Source organism: Thalassolituus hydrocarboniclasticus, assembly GCF_025345565.1.
GTDB lineage: Bacteria > Pseudomonadota > Gammaproteobacteria > Pseudomonadales > Oceanobacteraceae > Venatoribacter > Venatoribacter hydrocarboniclasticus.
In genome coordinates this window covers 1,608,140-1,622,702 of sequence record NZ_CP054475.1, presented here as the reverse complement: position 1 = coordinate 1,622,702, position 14,563 = coordinate 1,608,140, and the positions used below count along the sequence as shown (strand labels likewise).

Genomic DNA, 14,563 nt, shown 5'->3' with positions numbered 1-14,563 from the left:
TGTCCGATTGCCTGGCCTTGTTATGCATTTATACTTGCTTACCTAGCCAGGCGGCCATCAGATTTAGTACCGTCCCAATCTCGCGTATAGAACGCATTTTTTTGTTCGTTGAAGTGAAGCAGCATTTTATGGGCGCCACCTTCAAGGATTACGTCTTCCTTGCCTGCCACTACCCATTTCACATTACTCCAACCATCTAAAATTCCTATACTTCCATTTTCATTAAATCGAAACTCGTAGTCTCTATCTCTCCAGTGATAAATCCACTTAGAGCCCGCCAAACGATCCGCAAATGCGATAGTTTCGACTATTTCTTCTGGCTCAAATCTTTCTTTTGGGTCAGCCTGAAGTAGTGACGGAACAATTGCTAATGATAAAATTACATGCTTAATTGTTTTCACGATATTGAATCCTTTCGATGCATAACGCCCCAAGCAGGGGAAAATTTTGTGTTTTGAGCGCAGCGAAGCAAAGTTTTTCCCGCTGCCTTGGCTTGTTAAGTTTCCTTTCTAACTATCTCTTCGAGTATCGAATTCCGTCTTTTTTCGACCCGCTCATCAAGATCTTTACAGTACTCATTGTAATGCTTACTGGATTGATCGATTTTCGGTGCCGGAATTTCCTCCAGAAGGGCTTTGATATGAGCGAACTGTTTGACTCTACTTGCCCTAACTTGCCGAAAATGGGTGATTCTCGACGTTACTTCTATGTACGTTGTCAAAACAGCAAATGATAAAATCGAGCAGGAGCTAGAATCAACATCTTCTTTCTCCGTGACGGATGCTCGCTGCTCTTTAGACATTGCTGCAATCAGTTCGGAATCTCTAAATGGCTTTACTTTAAGGTCGAACTCATGGGCATAGGAATTTCTTATCTTTGATAGCTTTATAACGATTCCTTTGAAATCATGTGGAAACACACCAAGCCCGATTGCCAAATCAACTTTAAAACTGGGGGACAGCCTCTGAGTCTCTACTTTGTGCGCACTAGGAAGTGCCTCCTGAATTAGCTGCTCTAGCGCTTCTTCTATTGCAGAAAACCCCAATACAGAAATCTTGAATGGATCTTCTGTTTTAATTAGAAGCGCTATATCTTCATTTGAGGATTTCATCGTTTTCCCTTGGAAACTTAACGCCGCGCTCTGCGGAAAATTTGAAGCGCAGCGGAAAATTTGTCCGGCAGCAGCGCCTTGTTATAAGTCGCTTACTCAGAAGCCAGTTCGCTAATGAGCTTTGATATTTTTACCATACCACGCTCCATGCCTTCACTTAGTACATCACTTCTTCGGTATATAGGGACAATAATATCCAGTTTCTTAAATTCATTATGCTGCACAATGAGATCTAGATAGGATTGCAACACATCAGGCCTTGTGCTTTGTCGTGAAAGGTCTTTTTTCGCCTTTTCTTCATAGCGACTAATTTCAACAGAGTCATCGTCATCATGTTTAGCATAATAAAATTCACGGCCAAGCCTTTTTTGCGACCACTTTAACTTGCCTAGCAACCTTTTAATCTCTTCCTGAAGCTCCGCTGTCCCCATTTGTCTCTTATACCTCTGTTACCTTTAATTTGCTGTCCCAGCGGGGACAGTAATTTTAAATTCAATTGGAGTAAATTATGCCTAAAAACTCAATGTCAAAAGCCGCTGCTGCTCGAATTCAGTCAGCGACAGCAAAAGCAAATGGTGGAGCTGTCCCTAAAGGATCATTTGCCGCAAGAGCGCAATCCGCAGCAAGTCAATCGGGATCAACACCACCGTCTAATGGACCAAGTAAAACCGGCAATCCTTCTGGTGGTGGTCGAGGCAACAATCCACCAAAAAGTAAATAGGAGGATTTATGCCTGATACCTCTACAATGTCTGATGATGAGTTAGATCTTTGGTCAGACATCAACAATCCGAATAATGATGCGGATATGGATGACTGGGCCGATGCTCATAATCCAAACAACGACGATTATTTGGGGGATTAACCCAAAAGTAGCTTGGGCTTGCCCAAGCTACTTACATGACTTTGCATTCTGCTCAAAGGCTTTCAAAAAACTTTCTTCATTTATCTTATATCGTATATACGAAATTTCGTTCATCGTGTCTTCTAGGGCACAAAGACACAATTTCTTCTTAGAGCCATAACTGCTATACGATAATGGCTCCTCATATGAGCTAGAGCACGCTTCTAAAACTGCGTATTCGACGGCCAGCGGATAACGATTATCGGTGATTGCGTAGTCTATAAATTGACTTCCACCATAAGCTAGTATGGCGGCTATACCAGCTGCTTTAAGTGGTTTCTTAACAGTAAATTTATCTATAACATTTCCACAGGTCTTACATTGAAATTCGACTGTTGCACCGACTTCAGCTTTATCACCGCAACTACATGTTTCTGTCATTTTTGCTCCATGCTGATTAAGACTTATAACGCCCAGCACAGCGGCTTGCAAAATTGGCGCTGGTTTTGCCGGGTTTTGGCAAAACGAGTGACAATTTTGCAAGTCCGTTGCTGCTGCTTGTTATGTTTTTGATGCTGATAATCCATTTAGCTTAATTTGAATGACTAATGGAGATACAAAATATACTGATAGAATGGCCATTACTACTGAATTTGGTAGCTTAGCCCCAAGACCTTTTAATTTATCTGAAATTTTAAATACAGACCAAAAATATAGAGTTGTAAGAGATAGACCGAAGATAAAGCATGGGATAAAAAACAAGAAGCTACTATCTTTCCCTGAAATTGCCAGAATAACGCATATGACATAGGTGACGATTGCTCCTCCGTAATAATATGGGAGATTTTTACGAATCTTAGTACTATTAGGAAACACTGAATTATCCAGGTCGTTAATTTCAGTTGAAATTGAAACTAACCAGTAAGGAAGAAATAGACCACCAGTGAAAATAGTTAAGAGAAAGTAGATTGTATTTTTCATTGAATATTCACATTCTCGAGGAAAACATAACAGCTTATTAGTGTGCGTGCGCATTAATTCGGGGAGACTCTTTCGAGTATTCCCACGTAACACGTTGACCTGCCTGAAAAATCTTCCATAACTAAAAAATCCCCTCCAGAAAAACGCGCATGCCTGTTAATTCCAACTTCCAGCGCACATAAACTTGTCAACCAAGGTTGTAAGTTATTGATTCACTTGGCGTTTAAGTTACTACCCTCTGGAAAAACGAGCAAGCACGAATGTAAAGCGTGCCAAATTTCTTGAAAATCTTAAAATACACTGTATACATAAACAGTACATCTTTACATACGGAGGTCAGGATGGCGAAGAGTATATTCCTGACAGAGGTCCGTGAATTCATGCGGCTGCATGGCTACAGCATCCGCACAGAGCATACCTATATCTACTGGATCAGGTTCTATATCCGGTTTCACCGCTTACAGCACCCCGCCAGCCTCAGTCCAGATCACGTCGTGATGTTTCTGAGCTTTCTGGCCAACCGTAGGGATGTTGCCATTAACACCCAAAAGATTGCCTTAAATGCTCTGGCATTTTTATATAATAAGTACCTGAACCAGCCCCTTGGTGATATCGGTTTTACCTTTGCTACCCGACCGCGTCACTTACCTACGGTATTATCATCCGCCGAAGTAGGAAGGATTCTGAGTGTCTGCGATAACCGCGATCGGCTCATTTTCTCGCTGTTATTCGGTTCTGGCTTACGAATTTCAGAATGTTTACGTTTGCGAATAAAAGACTTCGACTTCAACAAGGGGTCGCTGACCGTCTTCGATGGCAAGGGCGCTAAAGATCGTGTCACTATCTTGCCGCACAGCCTGAAGCCCTTATGTAATGAGTTTTTTGATAAAGCGATTACATTACAACAAAGTGATAATCAACAAGGTTTGGGTCCATCCCTACCCGGTGTACTGGGTAAAAAGTACCCTTCCGCTCACCGGCAACCCGCCTGGATGTTTGTGTTTCCATCGACAAATGTTTGTATTCACCCCCATACGAAAATTCTCTGCCGCCATCACCTCCATGATTCTGTGCCTCGAAAGGCATTAAAGCAGGCAGTACAGGACGCAAACTTATCCTCTAAGCGAATTACCTGCCATACCTTTCGTCATAGTTTTGCCACTGAGCTTTTACGCTCCGGGCGAGATATCAGAACCGTGCAAGAATTATTAGGCCATAGCGATGTGGCAACCACTCAAATCTACACCCATGTGATTGGTCAGCATTTTGCTGGTACTACAAGCCCTCTGGATGCCATTGCATCGTTCTGAATTCAGGCACGCTGCCGCCCTTCCTTGTTCACGCCACAACAGGACCGGCAATATTTGATTTATGCATATCGTTCTCAGGGACTATCAGCATCCGTTCCGCTGCTCAGACGAGCGGGTAGGTTCAGCAATCCCTGCTTTTTCATTAGACTATCGGACTTTATCGGCCCCCTCAACTGATAATTTACTGATCAATTGATACTGGCTCTTGCCAACAACACTTCCAGCAACGTTCCCAGCAACGCTTCCGGCCACGTATCCCAAAACGTTGTGAAGCAGCACTTCCCATAGCACTTCCTGCAGAACATCCCAACGCGCTTGCGGTATCGCATTCCGCAGATTTCCTAACCTTGCTTAGCCTCCTCTTCTTCAGACCACTCTTCTTCAGGCCTTTATTTTTCAGCTCCTTCTTTTTCAGGATCTGTGACATTGGCCGAATTATTCAAAACAGCGGAGACTATTTGCGCTGTACTGGCCGGGCTTTGAATACAACGGAGGTTTTATGAAGATTGAATCGGCAAGCATGACGGTGGTGACGGCACAGCTGGCGGAGGCCCGTCGCTTTTATCAGCAGTATTTTGCTGCCCGGCCGCTGTTTGATTGTGGCTGGTATGTGGTGCTGCGCCTCAGTAACGGGCAGGAGCTGTGTCTGATGGAGCCACAGGAGGGGATGGTGCCTTTCAACGGCGGTATTTTTCTGAATATCCGCGTGGAAGATGCCGACGCCCTGCACAAAAGCTTAACGGCTGCAGGGCTGGCGGTGGCAATTCCGCTGGATGATCATCCCTGGGGGGACCGTGGTTTTGGTGTGGTCGATCCGGCCGGAGTGATGGTGTATTGCCATCATACCATTGCGCCTGCGGCGGAATTTGAGCCGTTCTTTCTGCCGCAGGATTAAGACGCAGAATCAGCCATCGCGGCCACCGGATTAAATCAGGGTAAAGGCATCCGGCGCACTCAGCCGGGCCAGATTGTTGGCCCGCCGATCGTTGCCGTTATTGTCTGCCCGTAACATAGCCGGGGTGCATCCCAGCCAGCGGCGGATATCGCGGCTCATATGGGCCTGATCGGCAAAGTGGTATTCTGCTGCCAGTGCAGCCAGTGGTTCATCGCTGCCGGCAATGGCCCGTGCTGTTGCACGGATTCGCGCCAGTTGTTGCCAATAACGCGGTGGCCTGCCGGTGTATTCCACCAGCAGGCGGCGCATGTTGCGCTCGCTGCGCGGCCGGTGCACAGAAGCGCCTGGCGGCCGGTAATCGCCGTCCTGTTCAGCCAATTCCAGCAGGTAAGCGTTGATCCATTCCGGTGGTGTTATGGCGTGGTTATCAATCTGTTGCTGCAGATAACGCAGCAGGTTGTCTGTACTGGTGCTGCTGTTTTGTGCCTCAGAGTGCTGGTCAGTCAGCTGCAGCAGCGGCGCTGACCAGCGCTGCAGATAACGGTCACTCAGCAGCATGGCTGGAGCTTTCCTCTCCCACGCGAACCTCACTCCCGGCGCCAGCCTGATGCCCATAAATCGCGTGGCAGTCTGGCATTGTATGTGACGCGCGCTTTCGTCCAGTGCGCTGCACAGCAAGGCTGCAGGCTGTCCGGCCGGCATAATGGCAATTACATCGCGGCAACCATCGGGCCATATAACCTCTGTTCCCGCAGGCAGTTCGGCTGACCAGGTACAAATAACCGGGTTCATCGGCTCATCCTCGTTCATGGGATGCACTCCGCCGGCGTGGAGGCTTACGCGCTTAGCTCATCCCTGCTGCTGATTTACGGCAAAACCCGCAAAAGCGGCTACACTTGAATGCAGAGTTTCAACTAAAAAACCTGCGCTATCAATGAGCTGAAGCAGGTTTGCTATGGCAGTCGCCATATGTGCAGCATACACACGGAGGTAATATCACCATGACCGACCTGATGGAAAACACCAACGAACTCACTCGCCTGGCCGCCGAAGTGGAACGTCTGGAAGACGAAATTCATCGCATCGATAACAAACTGAACAACGATGGTTTTATCTCCCGCGTACCGGCGGCGATGATTGAAAAAGAACAGAAAAAGAAAGCCTGCTTTGAGCGCGACCAGGCCAGACTGAAGGAAAAAATTGCGACAATTGGCAGCTGAGCAATGATTATTCTGCGCTCTGTTTGCGCAGGCCTTTTGCCAGTCCGGAACCGGCTTCACGCCGCTTATCTGCCTGATCAGGCCTGAGCCCCTGCCGCAGAGGTTTCAGGCCTGTTGTTTATTTATCAGCGATTATCCGCTTCAGATCAGTATCTTCAGCCCTCAGCGGATGAGCAAGAGGGGCTCCATCGTGCACATATACTTTACGCGCTCCGGCACCCAGCCCAAGCTCGGTGTACATGCGCCGCTCGATCTCATTAATGCCGCCTTCTGTTTTTTCCATCGGCTGAATAATCAGCACGGGCGAACGTGGCAGAACACTTTTTTCATACACGCGGTAAATAGCGTAACGCAGCAGTTTTTCCGCATAAGCAAAATCGGCAATTAACAACCGTGGATGATCGAAAGGATTAACCAGTGTTAAATCTGGCTCTGGCTTTTCATTGGGTTGTTCATTCCGCTGTTCGCTGCGCTGTTTTTGTAATTGCTCTTGCTGATACAACTGCGCAGCATGACGGCCAACGGCCATCACAATTTTCTTACTTTTTCCGCTACGAATAATCAATAACGGCTGGTCGTCAAATACCCTGGCCGATTGCGTGCAGCTGATCCGGATACGGTCGCTCCACAGTTGCGCATAGCAGGTGCCGGACGGCAGTGAGCGGATAAAAGCAGACAGCATGTTATTCCCTTAATCATCGGTCATTTGGTATGCAGAAAATTTCGCTACACGTCGTTCAGCAGTGCCAGCGTATAGTTCAGGCGCTCGTTGGCAGAATCCATTTCCAGAATTTCCTGCAGAATATCGGCATCGAAAGCGATCATTCCAAACAGTTCAAAGCTGAATGCCTGCGCACTTTTTGTTTGCCACTCTTGTGATTCCATTAAATATTCAATACTGCGTTTTACATCCTCGTCGCCCTGCCCCAAAGCGTAAAGACGGTGCAGGATTTTATCTTTTAATAAAGCATTATCGGCCTCATCCTGCCCGGCTTCTGCGGCGGATAATTCGCGGTCGGGAAAGGGCTCACATTCGTAGATCTGATAGGGCAAGAGCTGCACCGCTTCTCCCAAACGGTAACGCTGTTCGATGTGCACATTGAGGTACATGCGGCCGTCTTCGCTGGTATCGACCAGCTCGCAACGCCCGGCGCTGACAACCGGGTATGGCCGGTAGGTTGCCTGATTGCTGTTCAGCGCTTCTTTCAGGTTATCGGTGGGTTTGCCGGGACTGATCATTTTTTCGGTATGACAGATGGCCACCGGCATACCGGTGTCGAGACAATGCTGAATCATGGCGCGATAGCGCGGCTCAAATACGTGCAGCGGGAACACGGTACCGGGAAAGGTAACGCAGCCCGGAATCGGGAAAATACACAGCTTGCTCATACAGCCTCCGCACATGCATGCACTCAAACACTATAACGCGATTTACAGAGGCGGCAGAACCCGAATCGAAGGGAAACACATACGACAGTGCCCGACTGCCACTGTTATCCCAGTGCGCGGATATTATCGGCGGTCAGGTTAATAATATTCTGCCGCGCCTGCGGGCTGATCCAGGCGTTATGCGGAGTAACAATCAGATTAAGATTGCCCTGCTTAAGCGCAGACAGCAGCGGGTGCCCTTCGCTCGGTGGTTCGACCGGTAATACATCGACCGCCAGCCCACCCAGATGCCCAGACTGTAACGCCCAGAGTGCGGCCATTTCGTCGATGATGCCACCGCGTGCACAGTTCACCACCAGACAGCCGCGTTTCAGGCGGTCGATATTGTCGCGATTGAGCAGGTGCCGGGTGTGTTCATTGAGCGGGCAATGAAAACTGAGCACATCAGCCTGCTCGATCGCCTGCTCAAACGATAACCGCCTGTCATCTTCTGCTCCGGGGCGGGCACAGAATATGACCGTCATGCCAAAAGCTTCAGCCAGTTTAGCCACGGCACTGCCCAGCGTGCCCTGACCAACAATCACCAGGGTTTTGCCCGCCAGCTCAGTCGTATTGTGATTCAGCAAACAAAAGAACGGGCTTTGCTGCCAGCTTCCGCCACGGACATCGTGCTGATAACGCGGCAAACGCGCGGCTAAAGCCAGCATCAGCATTAAGGTATGCTGAGCCACCGAGTGCGTACCGTAGTTGCTGACATTACGCACGGGGACACCCTGCGCCCGGGCAGCATCCATATCAATATTATTGGTGCCGGTAGCCAGCACCAGAATGCCCTTACGGCCCTGCATAGCCCAGTCGGGGATCTGCACTTTATTGGTAATGATCAGTTCGGCATCGGCCAGATGCTCCTGCAGCTGCTCCGGGCTGGTGCGGGCAAATACCCGCAGCTCACTGACCACGGCGCGGATTGGCTCTAAATCGACACCCGAACCCAGTGTGTCGGCATCCAGTAATACGGCTTTCATCATGTTCGCTGTTCCTGTTCAGGATGTGTGGGTCAGACCCTGCTTATTCCGGCCATTGTTGGTAACTGTGCCAGACAATACAACAGTCTGTTGCACAGCAGGCGGATGAAATCCGACATTGCGGCCCTATATAGTTATCGCAATAAGTAAATTATTCATTCATCCCGGAGAATGTATGTCCACCAATACCCAGATTCTGTTCAACGCCATCAACGTTGGCGATATTTCCCTGCCTAACCGCTTTGTGATGGCGCCTCTTACCCGCTGCCGCGCCGTTGATCATCAGCCCAACGCCCTGATGGCCGAATATTATGCTCAGCGTGCCAGTGCCGGCCTGCTGATTACTGAATGCACCATGGTTACACCGAACACGTCGGCATTTGGTAATGACCCGGGTATTTACTCTGCTGAGCAGGTTGAAGGCTGGAAGCTGACCACCGATGCCGTACATAAGGCCGGTGGCCGTATTTTTATGCAGATCTGGCACGCCGGTCGTGCAGCCCACCCGCTGCTGAATAACGGCACCGAAGCGGTTGGCCCAAGCGCTATTGCCATTAATGACGAAGTGCACACCTCCGAAGGCAAAAAACCTTACAGCGTGCCACGCGCTCTGAGCAAAACTGAAATTGCCGCTATTGTTGATGACTTCCGCAAAGCCGCAGCCAATGCCATTGCCGCAGGTTTTGATGGTGTGGAAATTCACGGCGCTAATGGTTATTTAATTGACCAGTTCCTGCGCGACGGAGCAAACCAGCGCACCGATGAATACGGTGGTTCGCTGGAAAACCGCGCCCGTTTTCTGACCGAAATTCTCGACGCCGTTACTGCTGAAATCGGCAGTGGCCGCGTGGGTCTGCGCTTGTCGCCACTGAACAGCTTTAACGATATGCGTGACAGCGATCCATTAGCCTGGACCGAGCATCTGGCCAAACACCTGAACCGCTTTAATCTGGCTTATCTGCATTTAATGCGTGCCGATTTCTTTGGCGTACAGCAGGCGGATGTGGTGAGCATTGCGCGTGAACATTATCAGGGCCATCTGATGCTGAATATGGGTTACAGCGCTGATGAAGCGGCTCAGGTGATCAGCAACAAACAGGCTGACTCAGTTGCCTTTGGCACCGGTTTTCTCGCCAATCCGGACTTGCCTGCACGGGTTCAGGCCAGAGCGGAACTGAATACTCCGGATCAGAATACCTTCTACAGCGCGGGGGCAGAAGGTTATACCGATTATCCGTTTATGACGGCCTGAACATAAAAAAAATCCTGCACCGGGTTTCGTCCGGTGCAGGATTTTTTTATTTCCGCCAGTCTGATCAGGGACGCTCGTCGTACTGAGGAATATCGTCATGCGGCTGATCCCAGGAGGCTTTTGAGCCCATATAAATATGCGCTACGGGTTTTACCTCGGCATCAGTATCGAGGGTGCCGATACGCAGCCGGTAAATATCCGGCATCGATGGCCGCCGGCTGTACAGCGGCGAGCCGCAGTTTTTACAAAAGGTGCGGAATACCCCCGGCGTGGATTCAAACTCTCCCACCAGTTCCTGCCCTTTCAGCAGACGGAATTCATCGACCTTAATCGCCGCATTAACCGCAAAGGCGCTGCCGTTGGATTTACGGCATTTTCCGCAGTGACACACCATGGCCTGACCCAGTTCGCCATCAATCTGATACTGAATGCCACCACACAAGCAGCTGCCTGTCAGCATAGTGCGCTCCTTATCAGGCCTGCAGTGCACGCTGGATGGCATCAGCCACTACTTCATCACTGACCTGCAGATCAGGAGCAAAACGAGCCAGAACCGTACCGTCTTTACCGATCAGGAATTTTTCAAAATTCCACATGATGTCGCTGTCATTGGCTGGCAGCAGATCTTTGGCGGCCAGCTTTTCTTTCAGCGCACCACCGGCAACAGCTTTTGGCTGAGCTGCGATTAACTGCTGATACAGCGGATGACGGCCAGCGCCGTTTACCTCAATTTTGGCAAACATCGGAAAGGTAACGTCGTAGGTGAGACTACAGAACTGCTGAATCTCTTCTTCACTGCCCGGCTCCTGCCCAAGGAACTGATTGCAGGGAAAGCCTAAAACTTCCAACCCCTTGGCCTCTTCAGCCTTGTACAAAGCTTCAAGGCCTTCATATTGCGGCGTCAGGCCACACTTGGATGCCACATTCACAACCAGCAGCACCTTACCGCGGTAGGCCGCCAGTGTGGTTTGGTCACCCTGCAGGGTTTTTACTTCGATATCGTAAATGCTCATACCTGATCTCCGTAGTAGGTTTTTCAGACCACAGGCTGAAGGAATAAACGCAGCCGGTCAACGACCGGATAGAGAAACAATGCTTGCAGATTTGAGGCTTAATCGCCCTGGCGGGTGCGCTTGATAAAATGCGCCTTACAATCCTCGTTCACCAGCGTGAAAATACTGTAGTGTTTTTTACCGGTTTTGACGTAACTGGCCACCTCTTTCTGGCGGCTGGGATGGTGCACTTTCAGCACCCGGGCGGGGTGAAAAATTTCGGCCGTTTTGAAGTAACTTTTGGCTTTATCATCGCTGGCGGCTTTGGCGTCGCGATCACTGCAGGCGGCATGGGTCACTGACGCCAGAAACAATGATCCTGCCGTCAGAATTACCAATAACCGTCTGAAAAAAGTGACCCAATAAACGCGCATAAACCTCTCCGGATATCAGGGAAGTGTAGACGCATCAGCAAGAGGAGCGTTGGCTGACAGACAAAAAAAAGCCGCAGACCAAAGGTGCTGCGGCGAGCTTCTCGAGCACAGAGAAATCGTTAGTCGTCGGAGCCCATCACACCCAGAATCTGCAGCAGACTCAGGAACAGGTTGTAGATGGCAACGTACAGGGTAACGGTTGCAGAGATGTAGTTCGTCTCACCACCGTGAATAATGGCACTGGTCTGGTAAGCAATCAGGCCGCTCATCAGCATGATAAACATGGCGGATACCGCCAGAGAGATCATTGGCAGTCCCAGGAACAGGTTACCGATAGACAGAGCGAAGGCGACCAGAATACCCACCATCAGGGTTTTGCCCATACCGCTCAGGTCTTTACCGGTGCTCAGCACCCAGCCAGACATAGTCAGGAAAATCAGGCCAGTTGTACCCAGTGCCATAGCGATCATATCGGTGCCGCCCGGCAGTTTGGCGTACATAGAGACAATTGGTCCCAGCGTCAGGCCCATAAAACCGGTCAGTGCGAATACCGAGACAATACCCATCGCGCTGTTCTTGGTTTTCTCAACCAGAAACAACAGGCCAAAATAGCCCACCAGCGTCAGGATGATACCCGGATGCGGCCAGTTAAAGGCCATCGACAGACCTGCCACTGCGGCACTGAAAATCAGTGTCATGGACAGCAGCATATAAGTGTTACGCAGTACTTTACGGCCATCCACGGCCTGCGTTTCATACGCCTGATTCTGTTCAGCCGGTACAACCACCGGCTCAGCGGATGCAGACTTCATGTTCAGATAATCGGGACGATTCATTGCCAACTCCTGTTTGTAAGAGATTGCGCCATTGTAGGCAGCGCGAATACAAAATAATATTCGAATTATCTTGCACTAATACATCGGTTTTTACGAATAGTTTATGAAGCGTCTTAATTATAAGCACCTGCTCTACTTCCATACAGTGGCCGCCGAAGGCAGTGTTCTTGCTGCCGCTAAACGGCTGAATGTGACACCGCAAACCATCAGTGGTCAGCTGCGGCTGCTGGAAGAAGACCTCGGCAATGCCCTGTTTGCCAAAGCCGGGCGCGGACTGGAGCTGACCGATGCCGGCCGGGTGGCGCTGGATTACACCCGCGAGATGTTCCGTCTTGGTGATGAACTGCAGGAAGTGATGCACCAGGGAGCAACTGAGCGACCACTCGAATTCCGCGTGGGCATTGTCGACGCACTGCCCAAGTCGATTGCGCACCGCTTACTGACTCCGGCACTGAGAATGCCCGGACGTATGCGTATCGTCTGCCACGAAGAGCAGATGCCGATACTGCTGGGCGAGCTGGCCGTACACCGCCTCGATCTGGTGCTGGCCGACAGCCCCATTCCTTCCGGGATGAATATTCGCTGCTTTAACCATCTGCTCGGACGCAGCACGCTGGCCTGCTTTGCCGCTCCGGCGCTGCGCGCACGCCATCCCGGTGAATTCCCTGAATGTCTGCGTGATGCACCGTTGCTGCTGCCAACCGATACCGCCTCTGGCCTGCGTACCGAGTTACTGAGCTGGCTCGACCGCCTCGGGATGCCGGTACAGATTGCCGGTGAATTTGACGATTCCGCCCTGCTGGAAGCCTTCGGCAACGAAGGCCACGGGTTTTTCTTTGCTCCCGCAGTAATCCGCGATGAAATCTGCCGCAAGTATCAGGTGGAATGCGTCGGGGAAGTGGATGATCTGATGCAGGAGTTCTATGCCATCTCGGCCGAACGCCGTATAAGCCATAACGCGGTCAGACTCATTACTGACCGCGCCAAGGATGGTTTTCTGACCCGCTAAAGCTCAGAGCAGAACAGCCAAGGCAGAGCTTACTCAACCGGTTTCAGACACTCGTTGCGGGTTGAGTCTACTTTGCAGCGGATTTTACGCTGCAGTTTAAGCATCAGCGGGTCGTACACGCCTTTATCACGCAGGGCAATGCGCAGCTCGCGCAAACGGGCCTGTTCTCTGGCCTGCTCATCCGCCGGCACATCAATCCAGAACGATGCGGCGATATTGGCACGCTCCTTCTCGACCCGTTTTACGTAATTGTCGAATTTGAACAGAAAATCTTCGCGCAGAATCTGCGCCAGACCAATGGGAAAACGCTCACTGCGACCAATCAGCTGTATGGTCGACTGCGACACCGGCATCTTCATAATTCCCATACCCGCCTGAGCTTTTCCTGCCCCGGCCACATGATAGGCAACCAGTGGCGCCAGCATGGCTTCGGCCTGCCCCGTCACAAACTGATCAACACTGCTGAGCAAACCGCCACTACGCGCATTGGCTTTAAGCTGCCCTGCCAGCGCCTGCAGTGACACATCATTGTCTGGTACCACCAGATCTTTGCCGGCCATCCCGGCGAAGGTATTCAGCGCCGGGTTACCGGAATAGGCGTAATTTTCCCCCAGAGAGGCCACCCCCAACACTACATAATCGCCCTGCTGGAGTTTATCGGCCATTTTCGGACTGGCGACCACCTGCATCAGCATCTGCAGGTGCTGCACATCGGGGATACCGCCCAGTGCTTCAAGCGTACCGGCAAAACGGTTAAAACTCAGGGCACGGCTGCCACTGATCAGGGCCGCATCACACTGCCCGGATGTGAGAGCATCAACCAGACTGTCTTCGTCTTTGTAGGCAACCAGCGTCAGGTTGAGTCCATAATGCAGCGAGCGCAGCCGCTGATCATCCACCGCCGCAAATACCGGACCGGCTTTGCCCAGCATGTCCCAGACGCAGAAACTGCGATTGATTTTGCCGTTCTCCAGCTGATCGGCGTACAGCTTTTTCAGGGCTCTGATACGCTTCTCCAGGGGCAGGTTCTGACTCATTACCGTCGCCTGCAGCTTATCCTGCTGTTTGCTGTCGAGATCCGCTGCATTGGCGTTAGGCACGCCAAATAAGACAAGCAGAAAGACACTCCATAAGCCTTTAATCATCCGAATATCCTGCTGAGTGGTGTTTACGGTTATTGTTATTTTTTATTGTTGGCACAATGAAAGTCAGCCGAACAAGGCTTATTCCTTCAGGCCTTATAATATTCATCAGTAGTGCATTAAA

21 protein-coding genes are annotated in these 14,563 nt (G+C 50.4%); 7 read left to right on the top strand and 14 right to left on the bottom strand.

Annotated elements, in window-relative coordinates:
* Positions 1–38: 38 nt before the first annotated feature.
* The 3 genes from HUF19_RS07130 to HUF19_RS07120 all read right to left on the bottom strand — a co-directional run bounded on the left by HUF19_RS07130 (position 39) and on the right by HUF19_RS07120 (position 1,542).
* Positions 39–401: a hypothetical protein gene (locus tag HUF19_RS07130; RefSeq protein WP_260999131.1), complete on the bottom strand. Its 363-nt coding sequence runs from the start codon at positions 399–401 to the stop codon at positions 39–41.
* Between the two features lie 95 nt (positions 402–496).
* Complete coding sequence (locus HUF19_RS07125; protein WP_260999130.1) at positions 497–1,111, bottom strand: hypothetical protein; 615 nt, start codon at positions 1,109–1,111, stop codon at positions 497–499.
* A gap of 92 nt (positions 1,112–1,203) precedes the next feature.
* On the bottom strand, positions 1,204–1,542 hold the full coding sequence (locus HUF19_RS07120) for a hypothetical protein (RefSeq protein WP_260999129.1): 339 nt from the start codon (positions 1,540–1,542) through the stop codon (positions 1,204–1,206).
* 77 nt (positions 1,543–1,619) lie between these two features.
* Between HUF19_RS07120 and HUF19_RS07115 the strand changes: the two genes are divergently transcribed.
* A complete protein-coding gene (locus HUF19_RS07115) occupies positions 1,620–1,832 on the top strand; it encodes a hypothetical protein (protein ID WP_260999128.1) in 213 nt (70 codons plus the stop codon).
* A gap of 8 nt (positions 1,833–1,840) precedes the next feature.
* Positions 1,841–1,975 carry a hypothetical protein gene (locus tag HUF19_RS07110; protein WP_260999127.1) on the top strand — a complete coding sequence of 45 codons (135 nt, stop codon included), beginning with the start codon at positions 1,841–1,843 and terminating at the stop codon, positions 1,973–1,975.
* A gap of 27 nt (positions 1,976–2,002) precedes the next feature.
* On the opposite strand, the gene HUF19_RS07105 is transcribed toward HUF19_RS07110, so the two are convergent.
* Complete coding sequence (locus HUF19_RS07105; RefSeq protein ID WP_260999126.1) at positions 2,003–2,497, bottom strand: hypothetical protein; 495 nt, start codon at positions 2,495–2,497, stop codon at positions 2,003–2,005.
* Between the two features lie 18 nt (positions 2,498–2,515).
* Positions 2,516–2,935 (bottom strand): hypothetical protein, encoded by a 420-nt coding sequence (locus HUF19_RS07100; RefSeq protein WP_260999125.1) that lies wholly within the window; start codon positions 2,933–2,935, stop codon positions 2,516–2,518.
* Between the two features lie 341 nt (positions 2,936–3,276).
* On the opposite strand from HUF19_RS07100, the gene HUF19_RS07095 reads away from it, so the two are divergent.
* Both HUF19_RS07095 and HUF19_RS07090 read left to right on the top strand, forming a co-directional pair.
* Positions 3,277–4,245, top strand: coding sequence for an integron integrase (locus tag HUF19_RS07095; protein WP_260999124.1), 969 nt, complete (start codon positions 3,277–3,279; stop codon positions 4,243–4,245).
* Between the two features lie 499 nt (positions 4,246–4,744).
* Complete coding sequence (locus HUF19_RS07090) at positions 4,745–5,140, top strand: VOC family protein (RefSeq protein WP_260999123.1); 396 nt, start codon at positions 4,745–4,747, stop codon at positions 5,138–5,140.
* A gap of 30 nt (positions 5,141–5,170) precedes the next feature.
* On the opposite strand, the gene HUF19_RS07085 is transcribed toward HUF19_RS07090, so the two are convergent.
* Positions 5,171–5,950 carry a helix-turn-helix domain-containing protein gene (locus tag HUF19_RS07085; RefSeq protein ID WP_260999122.1) on the bottom strand — a complete coding sequence of 260 codons (780 nt, stop codon included), beginning with the start codon at positions 5,948–5,950 and terminating at the stop codon, positions 5,171–5,173.
* Positions 5,951–6,141: 191 nt separating this feature from the next.
* On the opposite strand from HUF19_RS07085, the gene HUF19_RS07080 reads away from it, so the two are divergent.
* A complete protein-coding gene (locus tag HUF19_RS07080) occupies positions 6,142–6,360 on the top strand; it encodes a hypothetical protein (RefSeq protein WP_260999121.1) in 219 nt (72 codons plus the stop codon).
* A 118-nt stretch (positions 6,361–6,478) separates the two neighbouring features.
* Here HUF19_RS07080 and HUF19_RS07075 read toward each other — a convergent pair whose 3' ends face one another.
* From HUF19_RS07075 to HUF19_RS07065, 3 genes are all read right to left on the bottom strand, one after another.
* A complete protein-coding gene (locus HUF19_RS07075; protein WP_260999120.1) occupies positions 6,479–7,042 on the bottom strand; it encodes a rod shape-determining protein in 564 nt (187 codons plus the stop codon).
* Between the two features lie 44 nt (positions 7,043–7,086).
* Entirely contained in the window at positions 7,087–7,749 is a 663-nt protein-coding gene (locus tag HUF19_RS07070) for an LON peptidase substrate-binding domain-containing protein (protein ID WP_260999119.1), read from the bottom strand.
* 104 nt (positions 7,750–7,853) lie between these two features.
* Positions 7,854–8,777: a D-2-hydroxyacid dehydrogenase gene (locus HUF19_RS07065; RefSeq protein WP_260999118.1), complete on the bottom strand. Its 924-nt coding sequence runs from the start codon at positions 8,775–8,777 to the stop codon at positions 7,854–7,856.
* A 172-nt stretch (positions 8,778–8,949) separates the two neighbouring features.
* On the opposite strand from HUF19_RS07065, the gene HUF19_RS07060 reads away from it, so the two are divergent.
* Positions 8,950–10,026, top strand: a complete 1,077-nt coding sequence (locus tag HUF19_RS07060) for an alkene reductase (RefSeq protein ID WP_260999117.1) — start codon at positions 8,950–8,952, stop codon at positions 10,024–10,026.
* 64 nt (positions 10,027–10,090) lie between these two features.
* Here the strand turns inward: HUF19_RS07060 and HUF19_RS07055 are convergent, their stop codons facing one another.
* From HUF19_RS07055 to HUF19_RS07040, 4 genes are all read right to left on the bottom strand, one after another.
* Entirely contained in the window at positions 10,091–10,486 is a 396-nt protein-coding gene (locus HUF19_RS07055; RefSeq protein ID WP_260999116.1) for a GFA family protein, read from the bottom strand.
* A gap of 13 nt (positions 10,487–10,499) precedes the next feature.
* On the bottom strand, positions 10,500–11,039 hold the full coding sequence (locus HUF19_RS07050) for a glutathione peroxidase (RefSeq protein WP_260999115.1): 540 nt from the start codon (positions 11,037–11,039) through the stop codon (positions 10,500–10,502).
* 98 nt (positions 11,040–11,137) lie between these two features.
* Positions 11,138–11,452 carry a hypothetical protein gene (locus tag HUF19_RS07045; RefSeq protein ID WP_260999114.1) on the bottom strand — a complete coding sequence of 105 codons (315 nt, stop codon included), beginning with the start codon at positions 11,450–11,452 and terminating at the stop codon, positions 11,138–11,140.
* A gap of 119 nt (positions 11,453–11,571) precedes the next feature.
* Positions 11,572–12,288 (bottom strand): Bax inhibitor-1/YccA family protein, encoded by a 717-nt coding sequence (locus tag HUF19_RS07040; protein ID WP_260999113.1) that lies wholly within the window; start codon positions 12,286–12,288, stop codon positions 11,572–11,574.
* 103 nt (positions 12,289–12,391) lie between these two features.
* On the opposite strand from HUF19_RS07040, the gene nhaR reads away from it, so the two are divergent.
* Entirely contained in the window at positions 12,392–13,297 is a 906-nt protein-coding gene (gene nhaR / locus HUF19_RS07035) for a transcriptional activator NhaR (protein ID WP_260999112.1), read from the top strand.
* A 29-nt stretch (positions 13,298–13,326) separates the two neighbouring features.
* On the opposite strand, the gene HUF19_RS07030 is transcribed toward nhaR, so the two are convergent.
* A complete protein-coding gene (locus HUF19_RS07030) occupies positions 13,327–14,442 on the bottom strand; it encodes a putative solute-binding protein (RefSeq protein ID WP_260999111.1) in 1,116 nt (371 codons plus the stop codon).
* Positions 14,443–14,563 lie beyond the last annotated feature (121 nt).

Excerpts from the sequence above, each read along its gene's own strand:
- HUF19_RS07045 (WP_260999114.1), bottom strand. The coding sequence starts at position 11,452 with ATGCGCGTTTATTGGGTCACTTTTTTCAGACGGTTATTGGTAATTCTG.
- HUF19_RS07090 (WP_260999123.1), top strand. The coding sequence starts at position 4,745 with ATGAAGATTGAATCGGCAAGCATGACGGTGGTGACGGCACAGCTGGCG.
- HUF19_RS07060 (WP_260999117.1), top strand. The coding sequence starts at position 8,950 with ATGTCCACCAATACCCAGATTCTGTTCAACGCCATCAACGTTGGCGAT.
- HUF19_RS07030 (WP_260999111.1), bottom strand. The coding sequence starts at position 14,442 with ATGATTAAAGGCTTATGGAGTGTCTTTCTGCTTGTCTTATTTGGCGTG.
- HUF19_RS07050 (WP_260999115.1), bottom strand. The coding sequence starts at position 11,039 with ATGAGCATTTACGATATCGAAGTAAAAACCCTGCAGGGTGACCAAACC.
- HUF19_RS07080 (WP_260999121.1), top strand. The coding sequence starts at position 6,142 with ATGACCGACCTGATGGAAAACACCAACGAACTCACTCGCCTGGCCGCC.
- nhaR (WP_260999112.1), top strand. The coding sequence starts at position 12,392 with ATGAAGCGTCTTAATTATAAGCACCTGCTCTACTTCCATACAGTGGCC.
- HUF19_RS07110 (WP_260999127.1), top strand. The coding sequence starts at position 1,841 with ATGCCTGATACCTCTACAATGTCTGATGATGAGTTAGATCTTTGGTCA.
- HUF19_RS07040 (WP_260999113.1), bottom strand. The coding sequence starts at position 12,288 with ATGAATCGTCCCGATTATCTGAACATGAAGTCTGCATCCGCTGAGCCG.
- HUF19_RS07055 (WP_260999116.1), bottom strand. The coding sequence starts at position 10,486 with ATGCTGACAGGCAGCTGCTTGTGTGGTGGCATTCAGTATCAGATTGAT.
- HUF19_RS07085 (WP_260999122.1), bottom strand. The coding sequence starts at position 5,950 with ATGAACGAGGATGAGCCGATGAACCCGGTTATTTGTACCTGGTCAGCC.
- HUF19_RS07065 (WP_260999118.1), bottom strand. The coding sequence starts at position 8,777 with ATGATGAAAGCCGTATTACTGGATGCCGACACACTGGGTTCGGGTGTC.
- HUF19_RS07120 (WP_260999129.1), bottom strand. The coding sequence starts at position 1,542 with ATGGGGACAGCGGAGCTTCAGGAAGAGATTAAAAGGTTGCTAGGCAAG.
- HUF19_RS07125 (WP_260999130.1), bottom strand. The coding sequence starts at position 1,111 with ATGAAATCCTCAAATGAAGATATAGCGCTTCTAATTAAAACAGAAGAT.
- HUF19_RS07095 (WP_260999124.1), top strand. The coding sequence starts at position 3,277 with ATGGCGAAGAGTATATTCCTGACAGAGGTCCGTGAATTCATGCGGCTG.
- HUF19_RS07115 (WP_260999128.1), top strand. The coding sequence starts at position 1,620 with ATGCCTAAAAACTCAATGTCAAAAGCCGCTGCTGCTCGAATTCAGTCA.
- HUF19_RS07070 (WP_260999119.1), bottom strand. The coding sequence starts at position 7,749 with ATGAGCAAGCTGTGTATTTTCCCGATTCCGGGCTGCGTTACCTTTCCC.
- HUF19_RS07100 (WP_260999125.1), bottom strand. The coding sequence starts at position 2,935 with ATGAAAAATACAATCTACTTTCTCTTAACTATTTTCACTGGTGGTCTA.
- HUF19_RS07075 (WP_260999120.1), bottom strand. The coding sequence starts at position 7,042 with ATGCTGTCTGCTTTTATCCGCTCACTGCCGTCCGGCACCTGCTATGCG.